Raw genomic sequence first — 24,243 nt, forward strand, 5'->3', positions numbered from 1 at the left:
CCTCCTTTATAGTTCGTTTCTTTTATTAAATGCATCCTTAAACTCCGCCTGTATTTCCTCTCCAGCGCAAGAAGTATTGCTCTACTTTTAGGAAGCCGAAGTTAATTAAGTAACCGATAATTCCTAATGTGAAAATACCTGCAAACATTTCTGCTACACGGAAAATGCGCTGCATGTCCAAAATGAAATACCCGATGCCGCTGTTACCCGTAATCATTTCTGCTACGACCGCTACGACAAGTGCAATACCAACTGAAACCCTCATACCAGTTAATATAGAAGGAAGTGCTGCCGGCAAAATGATTTTAAACAACGACTTCATTTTCGAAACACCAAATGTACGGCCTGTATCGATTAAGATTGGATCTACACCACGTACACCGCTGTAAGTGTTTAATAAAATCGGGAATAAGCTTGAAAGGAAGATTACAAATACTTTCATTTCATTTTCAATTCCTAAAAATAAGATTGCTACCGGAATATAAGCAGAAGCCGGTATTGGACGAATAAGCTCTGTAATCGGCTCTAGCAAACGATAAATAAAAGGCGTTGTACCCATTAATAAACCAAGTGGAACTGCTACTAATGCTGCTAATAAGAAGCCACTGAAAATTCTTCCTAAACTCGGCAGCAAGTAATTTAATAGTTCACCGTTAGCTATAATACCGCCCCATGTTGTAAATACCTGACTAACTGGAGGCATGCTTACAGAGTCAACGATCCCCGTTTTTGAGGCAATCTCCCACATTACTAAAAGTGCTATTATCAATACAAATCCCGGCCAACGTTTTAACATATACATCTCCTCCTATTTCATATTTACGCCTGTCCCTTTTCTTGCGAGAAGATACTCGAAAACAGCTTCAACTGCATCGTCGTAAAGTGCTTACTTTTTCTCGTATCAATTTGGTTTCGGGGGTAAGGCAAATTCACAACGATATCTTCTTTTAATCCAATAGGTGCCTTCCCTAGTGAAATAATATGGCTTGATAAAAATACGGCTTCATCTACATCATGTGTTACAAACAAAATCGTGATCGGCAGCTTCTCCCAAATACTCAGTAGCAGCTCCTGTAAGATTGCTCGTGTCATCGCATCGACCGCACTGAACGGTTCATCCATTAAAAGTACTTTCGGTTCGCAAATTAATGCGCGGGCAATGACAACACGCTGCTGCATACCACCTGACAGCTGAGATGGATAATAGTCTTCATATCCTTCAAGACCAACGAGTTTTATATATTCCATGCAGCGCTCTTTCGCTTCTTGCTTGGAAATATTCTTCTTTTGCGTATTCAGTCCAAATTCAATATTTTCCAAAACGGTATACCACGGGAAAATCGATTTCGTATATTGCTGGAATACATAAATCATTCCTTTTGGCGGTCCGCTAATGACTTGCCCATCGAAGTTGATTGTTCCACTTGTAGGAGTTTCCAGCCCGGAAATCAGTTTCAGCAGTGTTGACTTCCCGCATCCAGAAGGGCCGACAATGGAAAGAAAGCTACCTTCGGGGATTTTGTACGAAAAGTTCTCAAATACGGTAATCTTATTTTTGTTTACAGAAAACTCCTTGTTCACTCCTTCAATATGGATAAGTGTTTTCGGACGCCCTGTCTCTATTTGCATTTCATTGTCTGTACCTAATTCATACACATTTGATAAATTCATAACAATCCACCCTTCCTTTACTTCAAAGTTTCCGTGACATATTGTGAAAAGTACTCTGTTGCTTCATGCTTTTGTTTTAACTCGCCTGCTTCTACATACATATCAACAATTTGCTGCCATACGTCTGTATTGAATTCATTGCTCCACGCAATTTGCGGCATATCGGTAATTAACTTTTCATCCACACCTGTGAAATCAACGATATGTTTTTTGGCACGCTCTTCATCCGCTAACATATATTCAATCGAAGCGGAGATCGCATCATAAAAGCGGGAAACAGCTTCCGGGTTTTCTTCAACAAATTTACTACGTGCATACCAAGCTCCTACCGGTTGTTCCGGAATACTTTCTACGTAATTCCAAGAGATTACTTTTGTTGTCCCTTCAGAAACGAGCTGTGTTGTATAAGGATCTACTAAAGAAATGGCGTCAACCTGATTGTTCTTAAGGGCATCCCCCATACTTGAAAACGGTACTTCTACAAATTCAACTTTATCCACATCTGCTCCGGACTCTTCAATAATCTTTTTCAGTCCTAAAACTAACTGGTTACGTGAGTCATAAATTGCTACCTTTTTTCCTTCTAAATCTTTTAAGTTTTCAATTTTTGAATCGGCTAATACTTGAACAGAGGCTGTATCAGGTCCTTCTGCTTGTGCAATTTCATTTTGAGCAATGGACACAAGGTCAAATCCGGATTCATTCGCCACCATCGCCGTACCTGGAGCTGACAAAATAATATCAACACTGCCAGAACGCTGCGCATTGATCGATTCTGAGCCTGATTTAAATTCGATAAGTTTGACATCTAATCCGTGCTCTTCATAAATACCGACACTTTCTGCAATCCAGGCATTTGTTAAAGCAGCATTTTTCTGAATACCAACTTTTAAAGGAATCACACCGCCATTTTCGGCTGAAGCCGTTGTTTTCGCTTCATCTTTACTGCATGCACTTAATAAAAGAAGCATCATCAGTGTTAGTAAATAAAAACCATTCTTTTTTAATTTCATCATCTTGGTTTCCTCCTCTAAAATGTTTTCAAGAGACCTGTTTCACGATACGGAATGCGTTCCATTTTTCGATAAGGTCATTCGCTTGAGATATTCTTAGTATATATTTTTATAATTTTCTGACTACTATCTTGTTAGATTTTCTAACATAATTCTCGTTTTTAGATGTTTTGTTGAAATAAAATGTTAACTATCCTAACATTATGAATAGTTAATTAATAAAATTTAATATAAAAATATTAATATGTAACTTTTATTAACGAGAGGTGGTCTATTATGAATGAAAGCTATCAATCTTTTCGCGATAAGAAAATCATTTCAATCGGTAATGTTAGTGAGCTTCTTGGATTATCCATTCGTCAAATCCGATATTATGAGGAGCGCGGCCTCATCCTCCCCGCGCGATCTACTAAAGGCACAAGAAAATTTTCTCTCAAGGATATTGAAATACTCAGCCTCATCGCAGAATGTGTGGAAGAAGGCGTTCAAACAGTTGAAATAAAAGCGTTGCTCAAAAAGCGCGGTCTTCCTTATTCTTCTCAGAAATATAAGGGGCTCTAGACAATGCAAAAAGGCATCAAAACCCTGGATAAAAGAGGGTTTGATGCTTTTTTATTAATGCGGTTATACCTCACCGCTTGGAATAACGGTAACAATTCCGCTTATTTAGAAATTCACCCGAAAATCAGCCAAAATAGAGGGAGAATTTTCCCTTATTCACCTGAAAAGTTGGAAAAAGTACGGTTTTTCAGGCAATAAGGGGAAATCTTACCCTTATTTAACCCCAGAACCGTGGTCATCGAGCAAATAGAGGAAAATTCTCCTCTTATTTTCGTGGGTGTAACTTTTCCCTGTTTCTTATAAAGAGATTAAATAAAAATACTATGCTTTATCCGTCGGTATACGGTAATCAGGGTTAGATTGAGACCAACCTCCACCATCTTGCGCACTAAGATTTACATCAGTATTTCCGTCACCATCTACCCATATAGTTTCACCAGAAGGAAGGGTTCTCCAATGTGGTTCAACCGTATGGGAATTAGGGTTTTCAACTTGAATATGATCTACTTTTACATCACTTTCTTGCGCTATATTTACACCTTCATTACCATTTACATCAACAACATTGGCCATATCCAAAACCGAGACGCCAAGGGTAGCAATCAGCGCCGTTTTACCTAGTTGCTTTGCTCCTTCTAATGACCGGTTTGAATCTCCATCCATCAAACCACCAGCGACATCTCCAATATTATTTACCGTTACAGAGATACCTTGTCCAATTGCCTTAGCAGTGTTTCCAACTCCCTCACCTAAGTCATCGAATCCTTGATCAATTTTATAGTCATCTTTAGTAACAATTCCACTTCCAACATTCCAGGCACCTTCTGCTACATTACCTAATTGTTTTCCTACAAATTCAGTAGAGTTTTTTACACCTTCTCCAACCTCTTGTATAAAATCCGAATTAGTCAATTCTCCAACACCTTTGATAATACCACCAGTCACATTACCAACTAACCACCCTGCACCTTCTCCAAGATCTTTCAAAAAACCCATACTTTATTCACCCATTCTCTTTCTATTTTATAGGATATTGTACCTTATACAATAAAACTAATATACTACCCATTAAATAACAAGTGAATTTTATTTTATGGGCTACTTTTACTATGAGACTTTATGTATTTATAATAATAAAACTGCCAAAGAGTTAGATTTCAATCATCTAATCCTTTGGCAGCCTCGTTTTGACTTATTAAGTTTATTTAGGAGTAACCCGGTTATGACACGCTAAAAATAACGGTAAGAATTTCCCTTATTTTGAAAATCACCCGAAAATCAGCCAAAATAGCGGAAGAAACTTCCCTTATTCACCAAAAAAACTTAAAAAACATGATTTCCAGAGCAATAAGGGAAAAATTTCCCCTTATTTACCCCAAAAACTACGATCATCGAGGAAATAGTGGAAAATTCTCCCCTTATTTTATCTCTAGTGATCTTAATTATATAAACTACGATCTACCTGTTTTGGTGTCATTGCAAATTTTGTATAGAGGAAAATTATTAAACTAACAAAGGCACCGAGTGAAGTAAAGTTATTTAAAAAAGTGAGATTTGAAACGATATTTAAACCGCTCACAATATTCAATGTGTAAAATAATAACACTCCAAATAATGACACAGTCATAACTTTATTTTTTCTTTTCAATTGCTTTCGAAACAGCGGACTTCCCACAATACTTTCACTAGCCTTTGAATATTTAATTTGATTTAATAAAGCATAAACTAAACCTGAAATTATTATCAGAACGACAGCGAATCCTATAATATCATCCATATGAAATCCCCCTTCCTAATATCACGAGTAAAACTCCCTTAATTTGTCTGGTAAGGTTTTATTCATAATGAATCCCGCTAAAGCTAATCCAATCAAAATAATGACAAACTCCAAAACGTTCTCTAACCAACCTATTTGAATTGTTTCCGTAAGATTGGCACCACCCATAATCACCAATATCGCTACAGCCCATGCAAATAAAAATCCTGCGCCATACTGTAGCCAGTCTTTTTTTGAAAGCTGTTTGAAAATTTCTCTGTTTTTATAAAATTTCATAATCATAAATAACAACAGTAAGCCACTCATTATAAATCCAATCATTACAGTCACTCCCTTTGAAAGTGGATATTAGTTCTATTCATTAAAAGAACTCCCCTAGCTCCCCACATAAACATTCACCTGATTGCGTCCTTCTTGCTTAGCTGCATACAAAGCTGTATCTGCTTTATGGAGCAGCTGATGCAGTGTTTCCTTGCGATATTCGTATATTTATGACGTTTACTAAAGGCATAGAGACATAAGTACAAATTAAGTACTCCCGACATACAAACAAGCGTAATATACATGTACAATTGCGAGCCCACAGTTGGTTTATCCTCTCTAACATTTTTTCCTTTAAATGTAGCATATTATAAAAAATAAGTGGATACTTTATTGAATTAGCACTAAATTACTATATAATTAAATTTCCTAGATAATAGGGTATTAATAATTCTTTATAAGGGGGTTTCTCTGAGTTGATCATTTCTCCGAGCGTTAACATAAGTACTCAGATACTAAATGAAAAATCTGTTTTAGCTGCAATGGAAACAAGTTTAGCAATGATTGAATTCAACTTAAATAGAGAAGTAATTTGGGTAAATGAAAATTTTTCTGAAACATTAGGCTATACAGTTACTGAAATGAAAAACATGCAACATGAACAGTTTTGCACTACGGAGTTTAGAAACAGCAAAGAATATAAAGAATTATGGAATAATCTTAGTAAAGGTGTAAAGTATCAATCAAAGATTCAACGGGTTAATAAAACAGGTCATATACTCTGGTTAGAGGCTACCTATATTCCTATTTTAAATCATGAAGGTAAAGTTGAAGCTGTACTTAAAATAGCAACCAATATTACCCAACGTGAAAATACCACTAATAAAATCACTTCGGAATTAAAGGAAATGCCAATCGAATTAGTAAATTTGGTCGTTGGAAATTCTAATGAAAAAATAATAGCAGTTGAATCGCTAAAGAGTCAGATTGATCTAATCACTGAAATCACTAAAACGATACGCAATATTTCCAGACAAACCAATGTATTGGCTTTAAATGCAGCAATTGAAGCTGCACGTGTAGGAGAACAGGGACGAGGCTTTAAAGTAGTAGCTGAAGAAGTGAGGAGATTGGCTGGTAATGTCGATGATGCCATTAAAAGTGTCAATCAGAATGTTGAAACCATTTTACAAGACGTAGGAAATGTAAGCAAAATTACAGACGATTTACAAAAAATTGTCCTAGAAACTCAATCAAAATTTACGAAGACGATTGCAGAATTTGAAAGTGTTATGAAATAGAATATTTGTTTTCCACTTAAGGGCACAATTCTTCATAAGGAATTGGGCTTTTTTGATGTTATGATGGGGGTGAAGAAGACCTACCTACCAATTTCAATACATTTTTATTAACAGCGTCATTTGTTTTAATTGTATGGAGTATTGCTGTATCATCTTTTGTTAACTAATAATGTGGAGGCTTAAAATGAAATTCTTCAGAAAGATGGCCAAGGTTGAGCAGAATAATTGGAGAAAAGGAGCCATCCTCGGTTTTTACACTTATATGCTGCTATTATTTATTAATTATGTTTACTCACTAATATTTGGAAGTGAGCCTCTTACTTCAGGCGTAATCTTTTGGACTGGATTGTTAGTAGCTTTTGGGTACGAGTTTATCCTAAATTTTAATTCTAGAATGAAAGCAAAAAAATATTAAATGTATTAATCCAATTTATAATTACTGTTTTGTAGAAAGAAGCTAAAGATAGCACCGATTATTATTGAAATTACAATTTTGATGAGGTAGTTGTTTGTAAGTCCTTCCATAACATATCCCTTAAATTTTTGTAATTCTGTTGTTTCTGGCACCCAATCAATAACATAACCAATCCCTAACATCGTAGGAAGGCTAATCATTATATAGATAACGATAGAACTAAGAAGAAACGTCTTGATACTCAAAGTATTGAACCTCCATTCCTCTAAACATTCCAAAGCACCCCATTTGTTAGACACATCTAACAAGGCGGTGCCGTTTGTTTTGGATACGTTATAATCGTAGCCTTTTTATAGAAATAGGTTTCATTTTATATTTTCAGACATATTTTTCTGATATGTACAACCGCATATAAAGATAACCATCCTCTATATCGTCTTTTGATTCAAAGCCTAAGTTGCTCCAAAATTTTTGTGCAGTGATATTTTCTAGATTAACTGGTGCGGAAATCCTACGTGCATTGAATTCTTTACATAAATACTCAATACAAAGCTTAGCCGCTGCTGATCCATAGCCCCTTCTTTGAAACCGGCTATCTATCATAAAATTTATGATTTGGGGGTTATTTTCGCCAATATACATTGAAACAAAACCTACCATCACATTATCGGCATAAATTGCAAAAGGTCGTGAATCCTCATAATATACCCACGCTTCGGCTAATGACCACGCTACAGAATCTACAAAGTCCACATTGGTATCAATTGTCCGCAAGTTTAAACATTCTTCGTAATTGTCCTGATTAATTGTTCTTAACTCTAGCAAAGCAATACCACCTTCCCATCATAGTTATTCACACTATTCACCTCACCTAAATTTTAAAAAGTACATGTGTAAAATTATACCATTTAAAGACTTCAAGCTGTTATACTTAAACGTACGGATTTGAGCAGTTTAACAGATTTTAGTGGCTCTCATTTAGGTTGCGAACTAATACTTATTCTTCTTGAAAGGTGCTGTAAATGGCGATAATACTGTCAATTAATCTAATATATGCAGTTTTAATTTGGATCTTTTTCAACCCGAAAAAAAGTTTAGTGTGGCTAAAACGGATGAAGTACAAAGAAGCGCATCAAGTAATTGAAGGCGCAATACGTTATTCAAAATGGGTGTCCTTAATCGGGATTCTGATGTTAACGCTTATAATTCTTGTTATTTTTATACTTACAAAAGTAGAGATAGCTTAAGGGAGGTTTGTTTGTTGTTAAATAGTTTAATTGATCGATTTGGGCTGCAGGTGCAATCTGTTAGTGATGTGGAAAATTCTCATAGTTCTACCGTCTATAAATGCACATTATTAAATGGGGAAAATGTTTTTTTGAAAATTCCCTATACAAAATTGAAATGGCAGCGTGAATTGGAAGCTTATGAGGTTTTGAAGGGGCGTGTTGCTATTCCGGAAATGTTGGATTACTGGTCTGGTGATGATGCCTGTTCCGGCGCTTTTTTATTGTCTGAATTAAAAGGAAAACCGTTAACAACAGATGTTTCGCCAACCGTAGCTTTTCAAGTAGGTGTTCTTCAAGGCACTATGCATTCGATTCGTCCACCAGAAGGGAAATTGTTAACCGGTATCCAAAATGAATTTCCAAACTGGTCTCATTTTATCGAGAAACAATTTTATAGCTTTGCTGAAGATGTAATCACTGTTGTGGACGACTATTTGTACAGGAAAGCCATTGAGAAATTTGAGGAAATGAAACAGCAGCTTCCTCCTCATGATGGACCGAGCTTTGTACATATGGATTTCCGACCAGCCAATATTATTATTGACAGCAATCAAGTTTCAGGCATGATTGATTTTGAAAGTGTCCGCTTCGGTTCAACAGAAATAGACTTCACAAAATTGAACCGTGATTTCTTAAGCTTCAACCCTGCTTTCTATGAGGCGTTTCAAGAAGGCTATAAAAGCGTTAGGCCACTCATTGATTTAGATACAGTCTTACCGTTTTATTCATTTATAGATGCCTTCAATAGTATTGGCTGGTCTAAGCGTCGTGGTATTGAAAAAAACGCTTTGTTTTTAGAAGAAAATTTAGCTAAATTAAAGACTTTTGTTATGTAAAAAAAATAGTGCCGAGTAGATATCGCTTGGCACTACCGCTTATCATTTTAAATCCTGAATAATCCATTGTGCTGCCTCTTTTAAATTTGGAAACGCTGCATCTGCTAATGGATCGTGCTTCCCAATAAAAACCGTTCTTGTTCCCGCTTTTTTACCTGCCTGAATGTCCGTATCCGTATCTCCAACCATATATGATTGTTCAAGATCAATTTTGAATTTTTTCCCTAGATCTACAATCATTTTGCTATTAGGTTTTCTACATTTACACCCAGCCTTTGGTTTATGTGGACAATAGGCAACCTCATGAATCGTTGCTCCCTTTTTCTCCAATTCAACTACCATATGGTCATGAATTTTATGTAACTGCTTTTCCTTCATAAAACCTAATCCGATTCCACCTTGATTTGTTACGACAAACACATAATCAAAATACTCATTTAAACTTTTAATTGCTTCTTCTACACCAGGTAAAAAATAAAATTGCTTCGGTTCGTTTACAAATTTCACTCGATTCGTTAGCACTTCATTTATTACGCCATCTCGATCTAAAAAAACTGCCCTTTTCAATCCAATCACACCTTTAATATTTAATCTTACTTTTAGTATGTTATAAATTATCGGCTTTACGCAGTGTTATTTCAGATATCCCACATTTAAGTGTAACTATCTATTTGCAAGTAATAAAAATATTTTTTCTCTTTAAAGTTTAGACTCGTTCAATAAAGGTTATAAAACACTATAGCGAAATATCTAAAATAAAAATTAGGAGATGGATAGTATGAGTTTCATTTGGTTTTTAATTATTGGCGGCCTTATCGGTTGGCTTGCAGGTGTAATTTTGGGTAAAGATGTCCCAGGCGGAATTATAGGTAATATTATCGCAGGTATTGTTGGTGCATGGATTGGTGGTATGCTTCTTGGAAGTTGGGGACCTAAAGTTTCAGATTTCTATATCGTCCCTGCTATCATTGGAGCCGTAATACTTGTGTTCATAGTAAGCTTCATCATGAAATCAATGCGTAGAGCTTCATAAGCTAAATAGTTTAAAAAAGTGGTCCTCTACAATTTTAGTTGTGGAGGACCTTTTAGCTGGAAAGTTATTAGACTTATTTATGTAAATTTTACTGTTAAAGTTCCTAGTAAGAAGCATTATTACTGTTTAGGATAAATCAAGGTATTTTCTACAAATATACTACATTTAATTTTAAAAGTTCCCCCGAGAGCTACTTTAATAATTTTTTTATCTACATTACTTTTCAGTTCACCATATAATTTACATCTTAAACCAATACCAAGATTTTCATCTTGTAATTGACCATCTACATATAGCTTTTCTCCGGAAAACCAACTATTCTCCACTTGAATATGGTGACCATCGTGCATAACTTCAAATGTGCTTTTCATATTCATAACCTCCCTAAAATAAAAACCATAAACTTAATAATAACTTATCCTCCAAAAAAAAACATTATTGTTAAAACACTCATACCCATTCGTTTAGTGCATTGTTTAAAAAAATGTTATATCCAATTTATAGTAAAAGTCGTATAACTTTTTATATACAAATAGAAAGAGCGATGAAACATTGCGTCTCACCACCCTTTGACGTTATTCTTTGTTGCTTCTAAGGATACTTGATATAGTAGCAGAAACCATTGCTGACGTTACAGTAACAAACCCTAGCCCCATCCAATAGTAACCTTTTTCTAGCAGGACCCACTCTGTATTTCTTATAGAAATTGCCATGAAGATTATCGATATTACTGCAAATGCCACTGATAAAACCATATTGAATTTACCTAATATATCGAGATTATTTAATTCCACTAAGAGTTGAATTGCTAAGTATACGGCTATTGTTACAGTAATTATTCCAAAAGTATAATAACCTCTTTCAAGTAACATCCAATCAGTATTGTTCCAGATTGATACTACCATAAATATAAAAGAGAACACTAAACCAACTAAGGATACCCCAAAGAGAATTTTATTCATTATAATCACCTCCTTTGATTTCGGAGAATAATATGTTGGGTTTTCTAGGGGCTTGGCACAATTCCTTATTCAAAGAATATGGCTCTTGAAAACCCACTCCTCCCCTCCAAGCCAAAAGGCATTTCTGTAAATGATGAACTTATTAACAGAAAAAGAAATGCAGATAATACTGAAAAAATTATTTTTAACAAACAATCATCCCATCGGTAAAAGATAAAACTTTTTCCATTCTTTAGTTGTACCTTATGTTTTTATTAATAAAACGACACTAAATATCCTTTTAAAAGTCCAAAACACAGCATCCCTACCATTTATCCATTTAACATTCTCCTTTCAATCCACCTCATTTTCAACTTCCTCCACAACTATGTAACCAATCTTTTCTAAAATTTTTTGGGTAGTATAATTTAATTCAGGTAAAGAATCTAATGGAAAGTAAGCAAGTTCCCTACTTTCTTCATCTTTTTTCAGATTGCCACTTACTTTTCCAGCTTTGAATATAACAGTGGCGTTGTATATCTCATCCCCATGAGGAAATTTATAATAAAACTCCTTACCAGAAGCTAATCCTAATATTTCTAAATGATTTGTAATAAGGCCCGTTTCTTCAAACAATTCTTTTTTAGCTGTCTCTTCAAAACTATCCCCTATCTCCATCCCGCCTCCAGGAATTCCCCAATCATTTGTATCTGAACGTAATTGTAGTAATAACTCCTTTTCCTTCATCACAATGATTGCTGATCCAGGAGCAATAATTGGTCTCGTTCCAATAATATTTCTAAGAGATTGAATATAGTTCATCATTTTCTCCTTTGAAACTAGTCTTCGGATGAACTTCTTGATTGCAATATTCATCATAAATTAATTTCATTGCATCAATAATTATTTCATCTGCTAATTTCTCTTTATATCTATTTGGTAACCCCTTTGCCCCCACAACAAATAATAATGGATTTTTGGAGAACTCACCCATTATCCCAATATCAACAATAAGATTATCTAATCCACCAGTCATATGATTTAAGTAATGGCTTGGTATACCATCTATATCACCTCGTTGCCTAACTAAACCATTTATAACTGGAGTCCATAAATCAGGATTAATTTCGTACCCTTGATATATTAATCGTAAAAGTTCTAACATCTCACTCAATTCACCCTTATTATTTAAGTCTCTAGGATTTTGAGTAATATTTATGTTATTAAAATATGATTTTAATTTTTGGTTAATCATTTCCCATCCACCACAAAATTGAACGATTCTGTTCGCAACAAAGCTATCGTGACAAGCTATCATCACTTCCACCGCATCTTGGAGTGACAAGTTATCTCTATTTTGAAAGTGAGGATATACTTCCTTACCATCCTCTTCCGGATTAAAAGTTACATCTTCAACAATATCAGTCCATTTATAATGTCTTTCTTCAATTAATTTTGCGATACAAAAGGCAATTGGAACTTTTGCTGCAGAAGCAAGCGGCAGTAATAAACCCGAATTTAATGATAAAAGTACATCTTGTTTTACTTGAGAATAAATAATAATTCCCACTTCACCTGACTCTAATTCTTTTATTTTTCCAAGAACTTTTTCCATCTCAAAACCCCACTTCACAATTTTTATATATTTTAGCATAAATATCCAATATAGGTTACATCACAAATCTGCCCCCTTTTCATGAAGAAAGACGCTACTCTTATTCCAGAAAAGCGTCCGATTGTAAAAGATTTTTTGTACCTCATCATCCATTGTTCGTTTTAAAAAACGAACAAAAAAAGACCCTTTCCTTATTCAAGGAAAGCGAATATATATTTTTACATTTTATATATAATTAGTAAATAAATGTTTACAAATAATATTGAGTCCGTTATACTTACACAATAATCAAAAAATTCTTAAGGAGGTCGGATAAAATGATCATTATCAATAAATTAATGTCACTAATAGTTACAACTTCAACAAAAACGAAAATCACACATTCGACCAAATTGGAATGGATCGCTTAAAGTTTTTTTACAATTAAGTATACCCATACCGTAGGGAGAAGTGTACCCCTACGGTATTTTTGTGCCTTTTTTTTACCGTAGGGGGAGTCTCTCTACGGTTTTTTTCATTTTTTAGGGTAATTTAAGGAGGTGATAAACCATGGTATTAAACATTTTTTCTCTTACAATAGCTATTACAAAACGTGAGCGTGAGATTTCTCTTGAGAAAGTAATTCATGATGAAAATGCAAAAAAAATCTTTGAAGAGAACCGAAGGAAATTAGAAAATTACGCACGTCATCGTCAATATTAATTTTGTTAATTCAAAAATCTGAGAGGTGGGAATTGAAATGATTTATATGATTAAAAGGAATTATGCAGTTTTATGGGTGGATAAAGACTCCACTTAGCTACCAGATGAAGTAATATAATGTAGTAAACACTTAAATCTCATGGGCTGTGGGAAAAGTAAATTCTTTTCACACAGCCACATATTAGAGAAGTCGAAGCCCTTTCTTCGCTAAAGCCTCCGTTAGTTCAACAACTTTTTCAAATCAGTTCTTATATAGGTTTTATTATAAGTAGTACCATCATCATTATAAAAAACTGCTCCCTTTGAATATGGGTGCGAAATTGCTTCAAATTAACTTTATCATTTTAGGATTCTCAACTGGGTCAACACTCAAAAACATTTCAGAATAACCTCATTCCCTTGCGATACTTTATTATATTTGAACCTACACCATTTCCTCGTTCCCTCTAAACAGCAAAAGACACTTTCCTTTAAAGAAAAGCGTCCTAATGGTGAAGATTATTTATTTCGTAGGAATTGAAAGCTGTATATTAGGGATGGAAGCTTCCTAATATTTAGCACCTTGGTTTTTCCCATTATTATTATCCATCACTTCTTCGCCGGCTTCTTTTACTTTCCCTCCGATTACCTTTAAGTCAGTCTTGGCTTCTTTGGCATGAGAGAGAATTTCACTTGACTCTTCCTTTACTGTACTAACTGGGAGAATAATGTTCTCGTTTACTTTTTCATAAAGATTTTGTGCATCTCTTATTGCTTCTTTGAGAACAGAAGAAGCGGATTTCAAACGCTCTTGCAAGTCCTCCTTCACTTCTGATGGATTGTTTTTGACATGGCTGTACATATCCATTGTCGAATCTTTCATATTTTTTGTTGTGGCAGTTACTTTGTTTCTTGTGTTTGAGTCAAGCATTGTAAGCGCACCACCAATAACCGCCCCTATCATCATGCCTCTTAAAAGCTTCCCATTATTTTCGTTTTCCGTGGTTGTCGATACATCATTATAAGAAGTTTGTGTCATAATTTATGCTCCTTTATGTTTTGATTTTGTTCTCTTACTACTTAATGCCCGATATTTTTTTCATCTAAACTTTTCGGCTATTCAAACAAGCATTAACAATGAGGTGCTACAGACATTTCCATTTTACTTTTAAGGTTTCACAAAGTTAAATGGCCCTATCCACCACGCAAGCTACCGCTGTTTAACTTTGCTTTTCCACGGGAACTAAAAGTACAAGAGTATTGGAGGAATTTCAATGAAAAAAGTTCTGAAGAAATGGAACAGCCGGAGTCGCAAATATAAAGTTCTAAGCGCTCTTTTACTTCTTTTGATTTTGCTATATATAGGTGAGATGTTATGGCATACATATAAACCGTTGCCGGAAGGTATTTCCTATGAAGGAGACTTGCATAGAACTGACAATATTGAAATGCTGACGGATTTAACTTATGCACAAGACAAAGAAGGGACCAATCGGAAACATGAGAATCATATATTCGATGAAGTTTATACATTGATTGATGAAGCCGAACAGTTTGTGGTAGTCGATTTCTTTTTGATGGATGGGTATTTCGATGAAAAAGAAGATTTCCCCCCAATCGCGAATCTCCTCTCTGACAAGCTTACCGAGAAAAAGAAAAACAATCCCGATATGCCGGTTATTTTCATCACCGATCCGCTAAATAAAGGCTATGGCTCCTATGAAACCCCGTGGTTCAAGAAGATGCGTGAAGCCGGGGTAGAAATTGTTTACACCAATTTAGAGCCGCTTCGGGATTCCACACCGATTTATTCAGGCTTATACCGATTATTTTTTCAATGGTTCGACAACGACGGCAAAGGATGGATTGCCAATGCCATGTCGAGCAAAGCACCAAAAATGACTGTATCTTCCTATTTGGAACTGCTCAATGTGAAAGCCAACCACCGTAAAGCAGCCATTTCGGAAAAGGAAGCGATTATTACATCATCAAACCCACATGATGCAAGTGGTTTCCACGGAAATCTTGCTTTGAAAGTAACTGGGCCCATCATAAACGATATTCTCAAGTCAGAAGAAGCGGTGTCGCTTATGTCGGATGGTCCGAAATTGCCGAGAGCTGATATTCCTCAGCAAGGTGAAGGCCAGTATGCTGTGCAATATTTGACCGAGAAGAAGATTTTGGATGCCTTACTCGAAGATCTAGCAGCGACAAAAACAGGAGATAAAATTTGGATAGGCATGTTCTTTATTGCCCAGCGCGACATTGTCAACGCCTTAACCGATGCAGTAAACCGCGGCGTGCAGGTGAATATGATTCTAGACCCAAATGAAAACTCATTCGGTCAGAAAAAAACCGGTCTGCCAAATCGACCGGTTGTGAACGAACTGCTTGAGGATACAGAGGAACAGATCAACATTCGCTGGTACAATACCGTAGTCGGTCAATACCATACAAAAGCCATCTGGATTCAAACAGCGGAACAAACAATCATTTCAAGCGGTTCTTCCAACTATACGGAACGAACATTAGATGATTACAATCTGGAAAATAACGTCCGCATCCTCGCTCCAAATGATAGCGCGCTCGTCTTGAATATGGAACAATATTTTGAACGGCTTTGGAAAAATGAAGATGCCCTCTACACGCTTGATGTGGAAGAATTTCAGGATAACCTTTCCTGGTGGCAGCGCTGGATTTACACGGCACAAAAAATAGCCAAAGTAACTACTTATTAATAGGAAAAAGGAGATGCCTCAATTTCAATCCGGCACCTCCTTTTTATTTAGACTTTGCCTTCATTAAAACACACTTAAAAGAAACTTTCATAAGGTTCCCGTTTCTAGAAAAGCTATTTACCTTCATTTCACTCCACTTTCTAGAATTTTGAACGTCCCTTTCTCGCAGTTAATTTCTGCCTTTACGCCATAAGGTAAAATAAATTTAGGTTCTGTATGACCAAAATTCAAGTTATAAAGAATCGGTAAGTCTTCCAAATCTAATTCCTTCATTACTATTTGAATTACCTCTTTATATTCATCATAATATTTCTCATCCTGTGGCTTACCAAAAATGATACCATTCGTTTTTTGTAGAATGCCTTGTGCAGCATAATTTCGCAACCAATACTTAATAAGATGTGGATCAGGGTATTCTTCAGATGTTTCAAAGAAAAGGATGCTATTTTCCCAATATTCTTTTGCTGGCCAGATCTCGGTTCCTTTAGCAAACTCTAAAGCTTCAATACTACCACCTATCAAATGTCCTTGTGCTACGCTTGATCCTTGAAGTACTTCATAACCTGAATTTTTCTGCATTTTCCTGCGAAGATTTTTATTCTCTTCTGCCCATTCCAAACGCTCGCTCGTCCATTCATTAGCCGGTTGAATATTACCAATAATCTCATTTGAAAATAGCGTTCGATTTATCATCTCAATTGTATAAGGGTCCATCTCCACATTTTCTGCAAAATCAGTTAAAATTGCTGGACCATAAAATGAAGAAATACCTGCTTTGTGACAAAATAAATGAGAAATGGTCACATCGGAATAACCCATCAATATTTTGGGGTTGTTACGTATAACATCAAAATCAATATAAGGGAGTAAGCGAATACTATCGTCTCCACCAATATTTGCAATGATTCCCTTGATACGTTCATCCTTAAATGCCGTCATTAAATCTTCAGCTCGTGCTTGTGGATTTTCATAAAGATATTCTCCACCTTTCAAACTATTCGGCATTGGGATAACCTCTAGTCCAAAAACTTCCTCCAACCGCTTTACACCTTGTTCATATCGCCATTTAAGTGCTGGTTCACCTGCCCCACCCCAAGAAGGACTTACTGTAGCAACCCGATCTCCCCGCTGCAATTTTTGTGGCTTCATTAACACATTAACTCCCCCTAACATTTTCAATTCATTATGAAACTGGAAAAGTACTCTTCTTCCTTATTTCGTGAGATTTGCATTATTCCAAATATTAACACATCAATACATATCTTTTCCAATAATCTCTTGACATTGAATCCGTATGTATTTGCTTAAAAATAAAAAAGCATCGAACACAGTTGGAAATCTGTAATCCGATACCTTTTTGGGTGAATTTTTATCTTTCTAACATATGGCTTTCTCTTGCTTTTCGTTTCTTTATAATGAATGTGTAAATATTTAAAATAACTCCTATGACAAACATAAGAATTGCATTGAGAGCTAAGATTATTGCTATTACACCTACCCCAAAAGACGCATCACTATACCCAACTGCGTTATTTTTTTTACTATTGACTTGCACCCCTTTGTTTTAGTGCCTACACCCCCTAATAATTTCAAATACTTCTGAAGCCTTCATTATTTGAAATAAAATTTATGGTTTATTCAATAAACAGCGCTCGATTGTTATGTCTTATTAGCTAGTTAACTGAATTTAAAAAACAATGCAATAGCCATTAGACCACTTAAAATAATTAACCCTAATATTACTACTAAAAAAATCAGTAAAGACTTTTTCATATTACTTCCCCCTTAAGGTACATAACGATATATCTTTTTCATTCTTCATTTTTTATCTTTTTACTTTAATACGTTTATGACGACTAGAGTTTTAATCAAATAGCGTTTCCTTTGTAGGCGTCCGCGCAAATTCAAAGAGTGTTTTAATTTGAGACTCGGTATTTCTATTAGTAGAAAGCTGTGGTAAATTGTATTCAGAAAAAAATCGAATGTCTTTCGTTTCAATACCTACAGCAGCTTCTCCTCCAATGATCTCGCATAATATAAATATCTTATAGTAATGATATGGTTCTGGAGGATGTGGGTGTTTATTATTATCCATTAAGGCAAGTAATCTAATTGGGAGAACATCATAGCCCGATTCTTCTTTAATTTCCTTTACGACGTTTTCTGAAGCGGATAATCCGATATCACAAAACCCACCCGGCAATGCCCATTTATCATCAATATTTTCTTTTACCATTAAAATCTGCTCGTTTCTAAAAACAACACCACGAACATCAACTTTGGGAGTTAGGTAACCCGTTTCATTTGCAAATAAATTCTTAATTTTTTTCATTTCAAGTTCAGTGTATTCGGACATAATCTCTACACTAATCTTACGTAATTCCTCATAACGCTCGATATCATAGCTGTCTTTAGAAAATGTTAATCCAGCCTGAGATAATGCTTGAATTCTTTTTGCCCATTCCAACCATTGATGACTCATAAAGCACCTACTTTAAAGGAGCTTTTGAATTCCTTTATACTTTTTATAATTAAGTCGGGTTGTACACTAAATTCAGACGTTTGGTATTCAGGTAACCACTGAACACCGATTGTATAGACGTTAGCTTGTGCACCAGCAATAATATCCGCATCACTATCTCCAATATAAATCGCCTCAGAATTCTCAACTTTTAAAAGAGACAAGGCTTTCAGTAAACCCTCTGGATCAGGTTTCGGTTTTATAACATCATCACCAGTTATAATGACATCAAACAAACCTTCCATCCCTAATGCTTTTAGAGAGATATCTAAACTTCTTTTTGCCTTTCCTGTAAAAATACCTAATTTTATTTCTGCATCTTTTAACGACTTCAATAAGTCTAGGATTTCAGGATTGTCTAATACCAAACTTTTATGTACTTCCGAATATTTTTTGTAGAAATATTCAATTGCATCTTCCTTATTTGGACTTGAACAATTATTCATAATAATGCCTATTTCAGAAGGACCAAACATTTCTTTAATTTCATTTGTAGTAAGTTCCCTTTTATCAAATTCTTTAAATACCGTTTGAAAAGCATAAAAACAAATTGGTAAAGTATTCGCCAATGTTCCATCAAAATCAAACACTACAGCTTTCATGAATAACTCCTTTTGTTAGCATAAAGAACGCAATCTTTACACATACATTTATAGTCTAAAACAATAGTCTTCCGTTTCTTAAATACTTCTATATTTTTCCATTAAGTCCTTCTTTCTTAACTACATGCTGTATTAGTTGAACAAAAAAGTTAGCAAAGTGTCGTTTAGTAACTTGTTATTTCAAATGAAAATGGACGTATTCATAATTAAAGAAATGCGCCCGATTGCGAAATAACTAGGAGCATTAAATCTATGCGTTCGCAAAGTACGATTTATGGTAAAATTTTGAAGAGGTATTTTATGAAAAGAATATTATTCAATTTATTTATTTTGTTTTGTTTAGCTTCACTTGCTGGGTGTAGCGAACAGGTCAAAGAGGTTGACGGTGAATTTTTATTAGGGCAATTTGGTGCTGATTGGAAAAAAGAAACTTTTTATATGGTAGCGCCCATTAAATGGACAGGTGAATCACCTATAACACTAAAATCGATTGAGTTCGTTAAAGATTATCCCGACCCTCTTACTACATACGAAGAAGATGGCATAAAGTATGAGATTTTCGGAGCAGAACCATCAAGGAAAACTGGTTTACGTGACGAATCTTATGACAGAGAATTAAAAGACATAAATGGTTTAGAAATTAATGGCGAAGGAAAAATTGTGATTAAATTTTCATTGGGTGATGTAAAAGTAGATAATTCGCGCAGATTAAAAATTACATTCGATAGTGACGGACAAGAAGTTGAAAAAATCGTTGTATGGAAAACACTTGAACAATTAACAACTGAGACTCGTTAAAATATTGCATGGAAATATTAGGAGGCAATGTAAATGAAAAAAAGACTCATATTATTCTTAAAGGGGGCGTAATTGGTGGGTATGAATTTCGTAGAAGCAGTCGTTTACAGCTTTTGCTGGCTGCTAATTTTTGTCATCGGTTTTAAGTTATATAAAAAGCAAGAAATAAAGCCGATTATTTGGAAAGCAGTCCTTGTATATTTTGTCGGTAAATTTGCATTTTCGTTAAATTATCCAATTGAGCAACAGGCAATTCACTTCGCGCTTATTCCATTAGGTGTGATAACCAGCTATTTATTTTTTTCAAAGCGGCCTAATTTTAATACATATTTAAAATTTGCATGGTTTGGATTTTTTTCGAATTATTTATTTTTAGTAGGTACGTTATTAATTATGCCATTCTATTCTTTTCTTTATGATAAAAATGATATCCATACGTATATAGCTCATTCGGAAAACATAGAAATTTTGAGCATTCATCCGTCAGCAAATGACAATATAGCTGTTCGTGCATCTATCCTCGAGCAAGTAAAAGCTGCAAAAGAGCAACCTGTGAATACGGATTGGTACTACGAAAGTGTTGGTGATGACCGAGTTGAGGTTGAACGATTCCCCTACATTTTAGCAAATATAGCGCCGAAATGGGGTAGTCAGGCGAAGGCAACGATTTATGTGGAGAAGGATGGAAAGGGCCTGCTGATCGCATCACCGACTAAACATTTGTATTACCGCCTCGATGAATCGATTTTACAGGAGGTGACGGCAAATGAGGAAAAATAAATTTATCATTGGAATCGTTGTAGTCATAGTGGTCGCTATAGCAGGCATTCTTTTATGGCTAAACTTTAAACAGCCAACGTCATTTTTGTCTGAAGCAGCAATGATCGAGGAAATGAATAGCTACACAAGTTCCCTTAACGTAAAAGAAATACAAGATGTGCTCCAATTAGATGAACACCATTACTTCGTGCCGTTTGTAAATTATGACGGAACGAAAGCGATGTCGTTTTGGAAATGGGATAAGGCAAAGTGGAAATTAGTTAATTTAACAACCCATCAAAAAATGCGCTGGCAATTAGATGAAAAAGATTTATCATCAAGTTTTATCGTGTGGAATCGAAGCTCCGCTGAAGACGCAACGATGACGTTACTATTTTACCGTGAGCGTAACTTCCTTTCATCTGGGGATAATCATTTCTTTACGCCACAGGTACTATTAACGGAGGAAATAACATTGTCGGAATACGGCATTACAAAAGTGCCAGAACAATGGTCTAAACTAATGGCTGAGCTTGATAAGTCCGCTGGCGTAACAAATAATTCTATGTTCTCATTTTTCAATTACAATCCGAATTATTTAATTGCGGCCGAATATAATTTAGAAGATTTCGAGACAAATGGCACAGAAAGTTATTGGACAGGGAAAGCGGATACGACATTAGAGTTTATCATGTATTATGATTTGGATATGATTCAATAATTGACATGAAGTGTGGAAAAGAAGAATTCCATACTTCATGTTTTTATGTGCGTCGCAAAAAAGGACTTTCCTTCTTCAAGGAAAGCGCCCGATTGTTGAATAAAAGTAGTCTTAAATAATTTAATCTTTTTGATCTTCTATATGCTCAATTTGTTCTAAAACCCAGGATTTATCTCCTTCTTTTGAATACAAAGAAAAATACTCTTTATCTTCCTCAATTAAGTTCCATACCATTTCTTCTTGAACTACAATCTTAAATGCTTCTTCTTTAGTTTGATTATTCGGATCGTATGCTTTAACCCAATACTCTTTATAGTCACTTGAACGCCCCTTTTCAATAACAATCAACATCGAAGTAGTTGATATGAAAGGTCCTCCACAAGATGCGAGAACTAATAAAACGACTGTAATCATTAAAATTGAAGCTTTTTTCATTGTATTCCCCCAATATTTAAATTTCTCATTTTAATTCCAATATATTTACCCGTCAATTTAAGAATACTTTTTAACAATATCTTCTAAATTGTAACCTAGATAACTAGGTGGTGTTCAATTATATTGCCCTTTAAAGGAAAAGGCGAAAAAGGACCCTCTCCTTATTCAAGGAAAGCGCCCGATTGTTGAAGTTTGTATTTATTTTAAAAATTTTTATTTTTTATAAAATTCAATATCTACACCAAGATTTGCAACCGAAGAAAATTTGTTGAAATCACTTAACAGTTTTAATAAGAATTCAGAGTCGATTTTAAATCCTCCGGTTAATGTATTCCTCAAACATATATCAGTATTATATTTAATATTTGTAAGTGAATAGTTAACTAATAAATCTCCCTTTTTATTATAGTTCTCAATAGTAATATTAAATTCATGTGGTGACATCGCATTTAACGTAACTGACCCTTGTCTTTTTATTTCTAGATCTTCTAACTCAGTAATGAAGGACAATAATTTATCTAATTCAAACCAAACATTAATATTCCAACCTATAAATTTATTATCGACACATCAATTGTACAAGATAAACTGGGTAATCGTTCATGTATATATTCTTCAAGGATAAATGTTATATGCGATGTCTTATCATTAGAATATATTCTGAAATCAAATTCAGATAATGGTTTATACATTTTTTCACCTCATTGGCTATTTCCAAGAAATAATAATATTTACTAATCATTTTAAACTATCCTGCTTTCTTAATTTAAGTAAATTATTTCACAATCACCTAAATTTATATATAAATATCCAGTTTTTGAAATTTTTTATTCAACAATCTGACCCTTTAACGGAAAAACGCGATCTTCTTATTGAAGAAACGCGCCCGATTGTTGAACAACGTTATTAAACTAAAGCCCCCAATAGTTTATTATCGCTACATTTTTCTATCTTGTGTAGTTCCATCTGGATTTACTTGATACTGCCAAAGTTCCCCATCTTCTCCTCTGTAAATATACAGATACATAAATGTTTCGTCCTCAACAAAATTTATATATAACTGATAATCCACATTGCCTTCTCTGATTTCATCAAAGGGTACTATTTGTATACTTTTTTCATACTCGAAATCGTCTTTCACCTTATCATACACCCATACTTCATTGGTCTCGAATTCACCTTCTCCAGAGAAATATTTTGTTCCGAATATTTCTTCTACTTCATCTTTAGTTTGACCTATTTCTGCATTTGCTTCTACAAACTCTTTGTCTAATATTGGACTCGAATCTGATTCACTATTTACATCTGAACAACCAAATAATATAAAACTTAATAATACAATCAGTAATAACCTATTCATTCAATTTCCCCCCTTGTTAAACTAATCTGCAATCTCTTTTTAACAAAGAAAAAGAGTAGTGGTCTTAATACCTACCTCTAAATAAATGCTTCTCTTAAGCCCTCTAGAATACAGAGCTCAAGCCGCTTAAATCATTTATATTATTTCTGCTGTCTACTTGACAGGGAGCAGTTCATTTAACAACGTTCGTGCCATTTTAATGTATCCCAAACCTTTTATTAGGAACGTTATTTGTATGTATCATGTATTAGTAAATTATCAGGTGATTTAGAAATAATATAATTTAAAAAAGATTTAACTTTTCTTTTATATCTTGAATAATTTCATTGATACTAACTTTTTCTGTATCTATATACTCTCCAAAATCGTATTGATTGTAAGCCTCTAAACATTTATCGGTTTGTTGAAAACACCAGTTACCTTCTTCCTCTCCACGTAGTCTTAACCTTTCGTAAATTGTCTCTTTACTTGCATTCAAACAAAAATGATGGGTTTGTTCATCAACACTTTTAAATCCGTTGTAAATGAAATTTAAGTATTCTATTTTCCTAATGGTCATTGGCACGATTAGATTAATATTATATTTCGTAATTAACCTTTTTCCCACATCTACAGTTAACTCTTTCCATAAATCTAAATCTTGAAAGTCCCCTGTATTGGATTCTGTTCTTTTTATATCCATAGGAATAACATTTCTTAACATATAACCTATCTCTTCAGGGTCATATATCATACTATTTTTAATTTCGTTTTGAAGCATATTTGCAATAGTGGTTTTACCCACACCAAATGCTCCGTTTATCATTATAATCATTACACCATCTCCTCACTTTTTATTTTTACCTCATCGATATGTGATAGAGGCTGTTATCCTCTTTTTTTTGAATACGAGTTGATTAATAAGCATAAAAAGTA

32 protein-coding genes are annotated in these 24,243 nt (G+C 34.6%); 11 read left to right on the forward strand and 21 right to left on the reverse strand.

What is annotated here, in order from left to right:
• Nucleotides 1–37: 37 nt before the first annotated feature.
• The 3 genes from SNE38_RS00855 to SNE38_RS00865 are packed head-to-tail and all read right to left on the reverse strand — an operon-like array spanning nucleotide 38 to nucleotide 2,687.
• Nucleotides 38–796: an ABC transporter permease gene (locus SNE38_RS00855; RefSeq protein WP_191699722.1), complete on the reverse strand. Its 759-nt coding sequence runs from the start codon at nucleotides 794–796 to the stop codon at nucleotides 38–40.
• Between the two features lie 23 nt (nucleotides 797–819).
• Nucleotides 820–1,671 carry an ABC transporter ATP-binding protein gene (locus SNE38_RS00860; RefSeq protein ID WP_225223757.1) on the reverse strand — a complete coding sequence of 284 codons (852 nt, stop codon included), beginning with the start codon at nucleotides 1,669–1,671 and terminating at the stop codon, nucleotides 820–822.
• Between the two features lie 17 nt (nucleotides 1,672–1,688).
• Nucleotides 1,689–2,687, reverse strand: coding sequence for an ABC transporter substrate-binding protein (locus SNE38_RS00865; protein ID WP_191703714.1), 999 nt, complete (start codon nucleotides 2,685–2,687; stop codon nucleotides 1,689–1,691).
• A gap of 273 nt (nucleotides 2,688–2,960) precedes the next feature.
• Between SNE38_RS00865 and SNE38_RS00870 the strand changes: the two genes are divergently transcribed.
• Nucleotides 2,961–3,245 carry a MerR family transcriptional regulator gene (locus SNE38_RS00870; protein WP_336045662.1) on the forward strand — a complete coding sequence of 95 codons (285 nt, stop codon included), beginning with the start codon at nucleotides 2,961–2,963 and terminating at the stop codon, nucleotides 3,243–3,245.
• Between the two features lie 3 nt (nucleotides 3,246–3,248).
• A complete protein-coding gene (locus tag SNE38_RS00875) occupies nucleotides 3,249–3,443 on the forward strand; it encodes a hypothetical protein (RefSeq protein WP_336045663.1) in 195 nt (64 codons plus the stop codon).
• A gap of 123 nt (nucleotides 3,444–3,566) precedes the next feature.
• Here the strand turns inward: SNE38_RS00875 and SNE38_RS00880 are convergent, their stop codons facing one another.
• From SNE38_RS00880 to SNE38_RS19265, 4 genes are all read right to left on the reverse strand, one after another.
• Nucleotides 3,567–4,241, reverse strand: coding sequence for a hypothetical protein (locus tag SNE38_RS00880; RefSeq protein WP_336045664.1), 675 nt, complete (start codon nucleotides 4,239–4,241; stop codon nucleotides 3,567–3,569).
• A gap of 442 nt (nucleotides 4,242–4,683) precedes the next feature.
• Complete coding sequence (locus SNE38_RS00885; protein WP_191703710.1) at nucleotides 4,684–5,022, reverse strand: 4-aminobutyrate aminotransferase; 339 nt, start codon at nucleotides 5,020–5,022, stop codon at nucleotides 4,684–4,686.
• A 21-nt stretch (nucleotides 5,023–5,043) separates the two neighbouring features.
• Nucleotides 5,044–5,343: a hypothetical protein gene (locus tag SNE38_RS00890; protein WP_336045665.1), complete on the reverse strand. Its 300-nt coding sequence runs from the start codon at nucleotides 5,341–5,343 to the stop codon at nucleotides 5,044–5,046.
• A gap of 54 nt (nucleotides 5,344–5,397) precedes the next feature.
• Nucleotides 5,398–5,511 (reverse strand): diguanylate cyclase domain-containing protein, encoded by a 114-nt coding sequence (locus SNE38_RS19265; protein WP_191703870.1) that lies wholly within the window; start codon nucleotides 5,509–5,511, stop codon nucleotides 5,398–5,400.
• A gap of 314 nt (nucleotides 5,512–5,825) precedes the next feature.
• On the opposite strand from SNE38_RS19265, the gene SNE38_RS00895 reads away from it, so the two are divergent.
• A complete protein-coding gene (locus SNE38_RS00895; RefSeq protein ID WP_336045792.1) occupies nucleotides 5,826–6,584 on the forward strand; it encodes a methyl-accepting chemotaxis protein in 759 nt (252 codons plus the stop codon).
• Nucleotides 6,585–7,004: 420 nt separating this feature from the next.
• On the opposite strand, the gene SNE38_RS00900 is transcribed toward SNE38_RS00895, so the two are convergent.
• The gene (locus tag SNE38_RS00900; protein ID WP_336045666.1) at nucleotides 7,005–7,298 is read right to left on the reverse strand and encodes a hypothetical protein; all 294 of its coding nucleotides are present in this window, start codon (nucleotides 7,296–7,298) and stop codon (nucleotides 7,005–7,007) included.
• Nucleotides 7,299–7,377: 79 nt separating this feature from the next.
• Entirely contained in the window at nucleotides 7,378–7,824 is a 447-nt protein-coding gene (locus SNE38_RS00905; protein ID WP_191703708.1) for a GNAT family N-acetyltransferase, read from the reverse strand.
• 197 nt (nucleotides 7,825–8,021) lie between these two features.
• Here SNE38_RS00905 and SNE38_RS00910 point away from each other — a divergent pair, with 197 nt between their 5' ends.
• Together SNE38_RS00910 and SNE38_RS00915 are read left to right on the forward strand one after the other, a co-directional pair.
• Complete coding sequence (locus SNE38_RS00910; protein ID WP_336045667.1) at nucleotides 8,022–8,246, forward strand: hypothetical protein; 225 nt, start codon at nucleotides 8,022–8,024, stop codon at nucleotides 8,244–8,246.
• Between the two features lie 14 nt (nucleotides 8,247–8,260).
• Nucleotides 8,261–9,124, forward strand: coding sequence for a phosphotransferase family protein (locus SNE38_RS00915; protein ID WP_191703706.1), 864 nt, complete (start codon nucleotides 8,261–8,263; stop codon nucleotides 9,122–9,124).
• A gap of 42 nt (nucleotides 9,125–9,166) precedes the next feature.
• Here SNE38_RS00915 and SNE38_RS00920 read toward each other — a convergent pair whose 3' ends face one another.
• Nucleotides 9,167–9,691, reverse strand: coding sequence for a D-glycero-alpha-D-manno-heptose-1,7-bisphosphate 7-phosphatase (locus SNE38_RS00920; protein WP_191703705.1), 525 nt, complete (start codon nucleotides 9,689–9,691; stop codon nucleotides 9,167–9,169).
• A gap of 211 nt (nucleotides 9,692–9,902) precedes the next feature.
• Here SNE38_RS00920 and SNE38_RS00925 point away from each other — a divergent pair, with 211 nt between their 5' ends.
• Nucleotides 9,903–10,157, forward strand: a complete 255-nt coding sequence (locus SNE38_RS00925; protein WP_191703704.1) for a GlsB/YeaQ/YmgE family stress response membrane protein — start codon at nucleotides 9,903–9,905, stop codon at nucleotides 10,155–10,157.
• A gap of 119 nt (nucleotides 10,158–10,276) precedes the next feature.
• Here SNE38_RS00925 and SNE38_RS00930 read toward each other — a convergent pair whose 3' ends face one another.
• The 4 genes from SNE38_RS00930 to SNE38_RS00945 all read right to left on the reverse strand — a co-directional run bounded on the left by SNE38_RS00930 (nucleotide 10,277) and on the right by SNE38_RS00945 (nucleotide 12,752).
• Nucleotides 10,277–10,528, reverse strand: a complete 252-nt coding sequence (locus SNE38_RS00930) for a hypothetical protein (protein ID WP_191703703.1) — start codon at nucleotides 10,526–10,528, stop codon at nucleotides 10,277–10,279.
• A gap of 204 nt (nucleotides 10,529–10,732) precedes the next feature.
• Nucleotides 10,733–11,119 (reverse strand): hypothetical protein, encoded by a 387-nt coding sequence (locus SNE38_RS00935; RefSeq protein ID WP_191703702.1) that lies wholly within the window; start codon nucleotides 11,117–11,119, stop codon nucleotides 10,733–10,735.
• Nucleotides 11,120–11,452: 333 nt separating this feature from the next.
• Nucleotides 11,453–11,920 (reverse strand): NUDIX hydrolase, encoded by a 468-nt coding sequence (locus tag SNE38_RS00940; RefSeq protein ID WP_191703701.1) that lies wholly within the window; start codon nucleotides 11,918–11,920, stop codon nucleotides 11,453–11,455.
• Complete coding sequence (locus tag SNE38_RS00945) at nucleotides 11,898–12,752, reverse strand: serine hydrolase (RefSeq protein WP_336045668.1); 855 nt, start codon at nucleotides 12,750–12,752, stop codon at nucleotides 11,898–11,900. The genes SNE38_RS00940 and SNE38_RS00945 overlap by 23 nt, the downstream gene beginning before the upstream one ends.
• 510 nt (nucleotides 12,753–13,262) lie before the next feature.
• On the opposite strand from SNE38_RS00945, the gene SNE38_RS00950 reads away from it, so the two are divergent.
• Nucleotides 13,263–13,415 carry a YrzI family small protein gene (locus tag SNE38_RS00950; protein ID WP_191703699.1) on the forward strand — a complete coding sequence of 51 codons (153 nt, stop codon included), beginning with the start codon at nucleotides 13,263–13,265 and terminating at the stop codon, nucleotides 13,413–13,415.
• Nucleotides 13,416–13,962: 547 nt separating this feature from the next.
• Here the strand turns inward: SNE38_RS00950 and SNE38_RS00955 are convergent.
• Nucleotides 13,963–14,433: a YtxH domain-containing protein gene (locus tag SNE38_RS00955; RefSeq protein WP_191703698.1), complete on the reverse strand. Its 471-nt coding sequence runs from the start codon at nucleotides 14,431–14,433 to the stop codon at nucleotides 13,963–13,965.
• A gap of 235 nt (nucleotides 14,434–14,668) precedes the next feature.
• On the opposite strand from SNE38_RS00955, the gene SNE38_RS00960 reads away from it, so the two are divergent.
• Nucleotides 14,669–16,132, forward strand: coding sequence for a phospholipase D family protein (locus tag SNE38_RS00960; protein ID WP_336045669.1), 1,464 nt, complete (start codon nucleotides 14,669–14,671; stop codon nucleotides 16,130–16,132).
• A gap of 123 nt (nucleotides 16,133–16,255) precedes the next feature.
• On the opposite strand, the gene SNE38_RS00965 is transcribed toward SNE38_RS00960, so the two are convergent.
• From SNE38_RS00965 to SNE38_RS00975, 3 genes are all read right to left on the reverse strand, one after another.
• Nucleotides 16,256–17,287, reverse strand: a complete 1,032-nt coding sequence (locus SNE38_RS00965) for a S66 family peptidase (protein WP_336045670.1) — start codon at nucleotides 17,285–17,287, stop codon at nucleotides 16,256–16,258.
• A gap of 709 nt (nucleotides 17,288–17,996) precedes the next feature.
• Entirely contained in the window at nucleotides 17,997–18,614 is a 618-nt protein-coding gene (locus SNE38_RS00970; RefSeq protein ID WP_191703695.1) for an NUDIX hydrolase, read from the reverse strand.
• The gene (locus SNE38_RS00975; RefSeq protein ID WP_336045671.1) at nucleotides 18,611–19,255 is read right to left on the reverse strand and encodes an HAD family hydrolase; all 645 of its coding nucleotides are present in this window, start codon (nucleotides 19,253–19,255) and stop codon (nucleotides 18,611–18,613) included. Before SNE38_RS00975 ends, SNE38_RS00970 begins: the two co-directional genes overlap by 4 nt.
• A gap of 300 nt (nucleotides 19,256–19,555) precedes the next feature.
• Between SNE38_RS00975 and SNE38_RS00980 the strand changes: the two genes are divergently transcribed.
• The 3 genes from SNE38_RS00980 to SNE38_RS00990 all read left to right on the forward strand — a co-directional run bounded on the left by SNE38_RS00980 (nucleotide 19,556) and on the right by SNE38_RS00990 (nucleotide 21,533).
• Nucleotides 19,556–20,053: a hypothetical protein gene (locus SNE38_RS00980; RefSeq protein WP_336045672.1), complete on the forward strand. Its 498-nt coding sequence runs from the start codon at nucleotides 19,556–19,558 to the stop codon at nucleotides 20,051–20,053.
• A 75-nt stretch (nucleotides 20,054–20,128) separates the two neighbouring features.
• Nucleotides 20,129–20,833 (forward strand): hypothetical protein, encoded by a 705-nt coding sequence (locus tag SNE38_RS00985; RefSeq protein WP_336045673.1) that lies wholly within the window; start codon nucleotides 20,129–20,131, stop codon nucleotides 20,831–20,833.
• A complete protein-coding gene (locus SNE38_RS00990; protein WP_336045674.1) occupies nucleotides 20,820–21,533 on the forward strand; it encodes a hypothetical protein in 714 nt (237 codons plus the stop codon). Before SNE38_RS00985 ends, SNE38_RS00990 begins: the two co-directional genes overlap by 14 nt.
• A gap of 120 nt (nucleotides 21,534–21,653) precedes the next feature.
• Here SNE38_RS00990 and SNE38_RS00995 read toward each other — a convergent pair whose 3' ends face one another.
• The 3 genes from SNE38_RS00995 to SNE38_RS01005 all read right to left on the reverse strand — a co-directional run bounded on the left by SNE38_RS00995 (nucleotide 21,654) and on the right by SNE38_RS01005 (nucleotide 24,142).
• On the reverse strand, nucleotides 21,654–21,968 hold the full coding sequence (locus SNE38_RS00995) for a hypothetical protein (RefSeq protein WP_191703690.1): 315 nt from the start codon (nucleotides 21,966–21,968) through the stop codon (nucleotides 21,654–21,656).
• A gap of 937 nt (nucleotides 21,969–22,905) precedes the next feature.
• Nucleotides 22,906–23,328 (reverse strand): PhoU family transcriptional regulator, encoded by a 423-nt coding sequence (locus tag SNE38_RS01000; RefSeq protein ID WP_191705398.1) that lies wholly within the window; start codon nucleotides 23,326–23,328, stop codon nucleotides 22,906–22,908.
• Between the two features lie 283 nt (nucleotides 23,329–23,611).
• A complete protein-coding gene (locus SNE38_RS01005; protein WP_191705397.1) occupies nucleotides 23,612–24,142 on the reverse strand; it encodes an AAA family ATPase in 531 nt (176 codons plus the stop codon).
• Nucleotides 24,143–24,243 lie beyond the last annotated feature (101 nt).

This window comes from Solibacillus ferritrahens, assembly GCF_037027585.1.
In the GTDB taxonomy this organism is placed as follows: Bacteria; Bacillota; Bacilli; order Bacillales_A; family Planococcaceae; genus Solibacillus; species Solibacillus ferritrahens.

What these genes read in the sequence shown, in the direction of transcription:
- SNE38_RS00855 (WP_191699722.1), bottom strand. Translation starts at nt 796, where the DNA reads ATGTTAAAACGTTGGCCGGGATTTGTATTGATAATAGCACTTTTAGTA.
- SNE38_RS00860 (WP_225223757.1), bottom strand. Translation starts at nt 1,671, where the DNA reads ATGAATTTATCAAATGTGTATGAATTAGGTACAGACAATGAAATGCAA.
- SNE38_RS00865 (WP_191703714.1), bottom strand. Translation starts at nt 2,687, where the DNA reads ATGATGAAATTAAAAAAGAATGGTTTTTATTTACTAACACTGATGATG.
- SNE38_RS00870 (WP_336045662.1), top strand. Translation starts at nt 2,961, where the DNA reads ATGAATGAAAGCTATCAATCTTTTCGCGATAAGAAAATCATTTCAATC.
- SNE38_RS00875 (WP_336045663.1), top strand. Translation starts at nt 3,249, where the DNA reads ATGCAAAAAGGCATCAAAACCCTGGATAAAAGAGGGTTTGATGCTTTT.
- SNE38_RS00880 (WP_336045664.1), bottom strand. Translation starts at nt 4,241, where the DNA reads ATGGGTTTTTTGAAAGATCTTGGAGAAGGTGCAGGGTGGTTAGTTGGT.
- SNE38_RS00885 (WP_191703710.1), bottom strand. Translation starts at nt 5,022, where the DNA reads ATGGATGATATTATAGGATTCGCTGTCGTTCTGATAATAATTTCAGGT.
- SNE38_RS00890 (WP_336045665.1), bottom strand. Translation starts at nt 5,343, where the DNA reads ATGATTGGATTTATAATGAGTGGCTTACTGTTGTTATTTATGATTATG.
- SNE38_RS00895 (WP_336045792.1), top strand. Translation starts at nt 5,826, where the DNA reads ATGGAAACAAGTTTAGCAATGATTGAATTCAACTTAAATAGAGAAGTA.
- SNE38_RS00910 (WP_336045667.1), top strand. Translation starts at nt 8,022, where the DNA reads ATGGCGATAATACTGTCAATTAATCTAATATATGCAGTTTTAATTTGG.
- SNE38_RS00925 (WP_191703704.1), top strand. Translation starts at nt 9,903, where the DNA reads ATGAGTTTCATTTGGTTTTTAATTATTGGCGGCCTTATCGGTTGGCTT.
- SNE38_RS00930 (WP_191703703.1), bottom strand. Translation starts at nt 10,528, where the DNA reads ATGAAAAGCACATTTGAAGTTATGCACGATGGTCACCATATTCAAGTG.
- SNE38_RS00935 (WP_191703702.1), bottom strand. Translation starts at nt 11,119, where the DNA reads ATGAATAAAATTCTCTTTGGGGTATCCTTAGTTGGTTTAGTGTTCTCT.
- SNE38_RS00940 (WP_191703701.1), bottom strand. Translation starts at nt 11,920, where the DNA reads ATGAACTATATTCAATCTCTTAGAAATATTATTGGAACGAGACCAATT.
- SNE38_RS00945 (WP_336045668.1), bottom strand. Translation starts at nt 12,752, where the DNA reads ATGCTAAAATATATAAAAATTGTGAAGTGGGGTTTTGAGATGGAAAAA.
- SNE38_RS00950 (WP_191703699.1), top strand. Translation starts at nt 13,263, where the DNA reads ATGGTATTAAACATTTTTTCTCTTACAATAGCTATTACAAAACGTGAG.
- SNE38_RS00955 (WP_191703698.1), bottom strand. Translation starts at nt 14,433, where the DNA reads ATGACACAAACTTCTTATAATGATGTATCGACAACCACGGAAAACGAA.
- SNE38_RS00960 (WP_336045669.1), top strand. Translation starts at nt 14,669, where the DNA reads ATGAAAAAAGTTCTGAAGAAATGGAACAGCCGGAGTCGCAAATATAAA.
- SNE38_RS00970 (WP_191703695.1), bottom strand. Translation starts at nt 18,614, where the DNA reads ATGAGTCATCAATGGTTGGAATGGGCAAAAAGAATTCAAGCATTATCT.
- SNE38_RS00975 (WP_336045671.1), bottom strand. Translation starts at nt 19,255, where the DNA reads ATGAAAGCTGTAGTGTTTGATTTTGATGGAACATTGGCGAATACTTTA.
- SNE38_RS00980 (WP_336045672.1), top strand. Translation starts at nt 19,556, where the DNA reads ATGAAAAGAATATTATTCAATTTATTTATTTTGTTTTGTTTAGCTTCA.
- SNE38_RS00990 (WP_336045674.1), top strand. Translation starts at nt 20,820, where the DNA reads ATGAGGAAAAATAAATTTATCATTGGAATCGTTGTAGTCATAGTGGTC.
- SNE38_RS00995 (WP_191703690.1), bottom strand. Translation starts at nt 21,968, where the DNA reads ATGAAAAAAGCTTCAATTTTAATGATTACAGTCGTTTTATTAGTTCTC.
- SNE38_RS01000 (WP_191705398.1), bottom strand. Translation starts at nt 23,328, where the DNA reads ATGAATAGGTTATTACTGATTGTATTATTAAGTTTTATATTATTTGGT.
- SNE38_RS01005 (WP_191705397.1), bottom strand. Translation starts at nt 24,142, where the DNA reads ATGATTATAATGATAAACGGAGCATTTGGTGTGGGTAAAACCACTATT.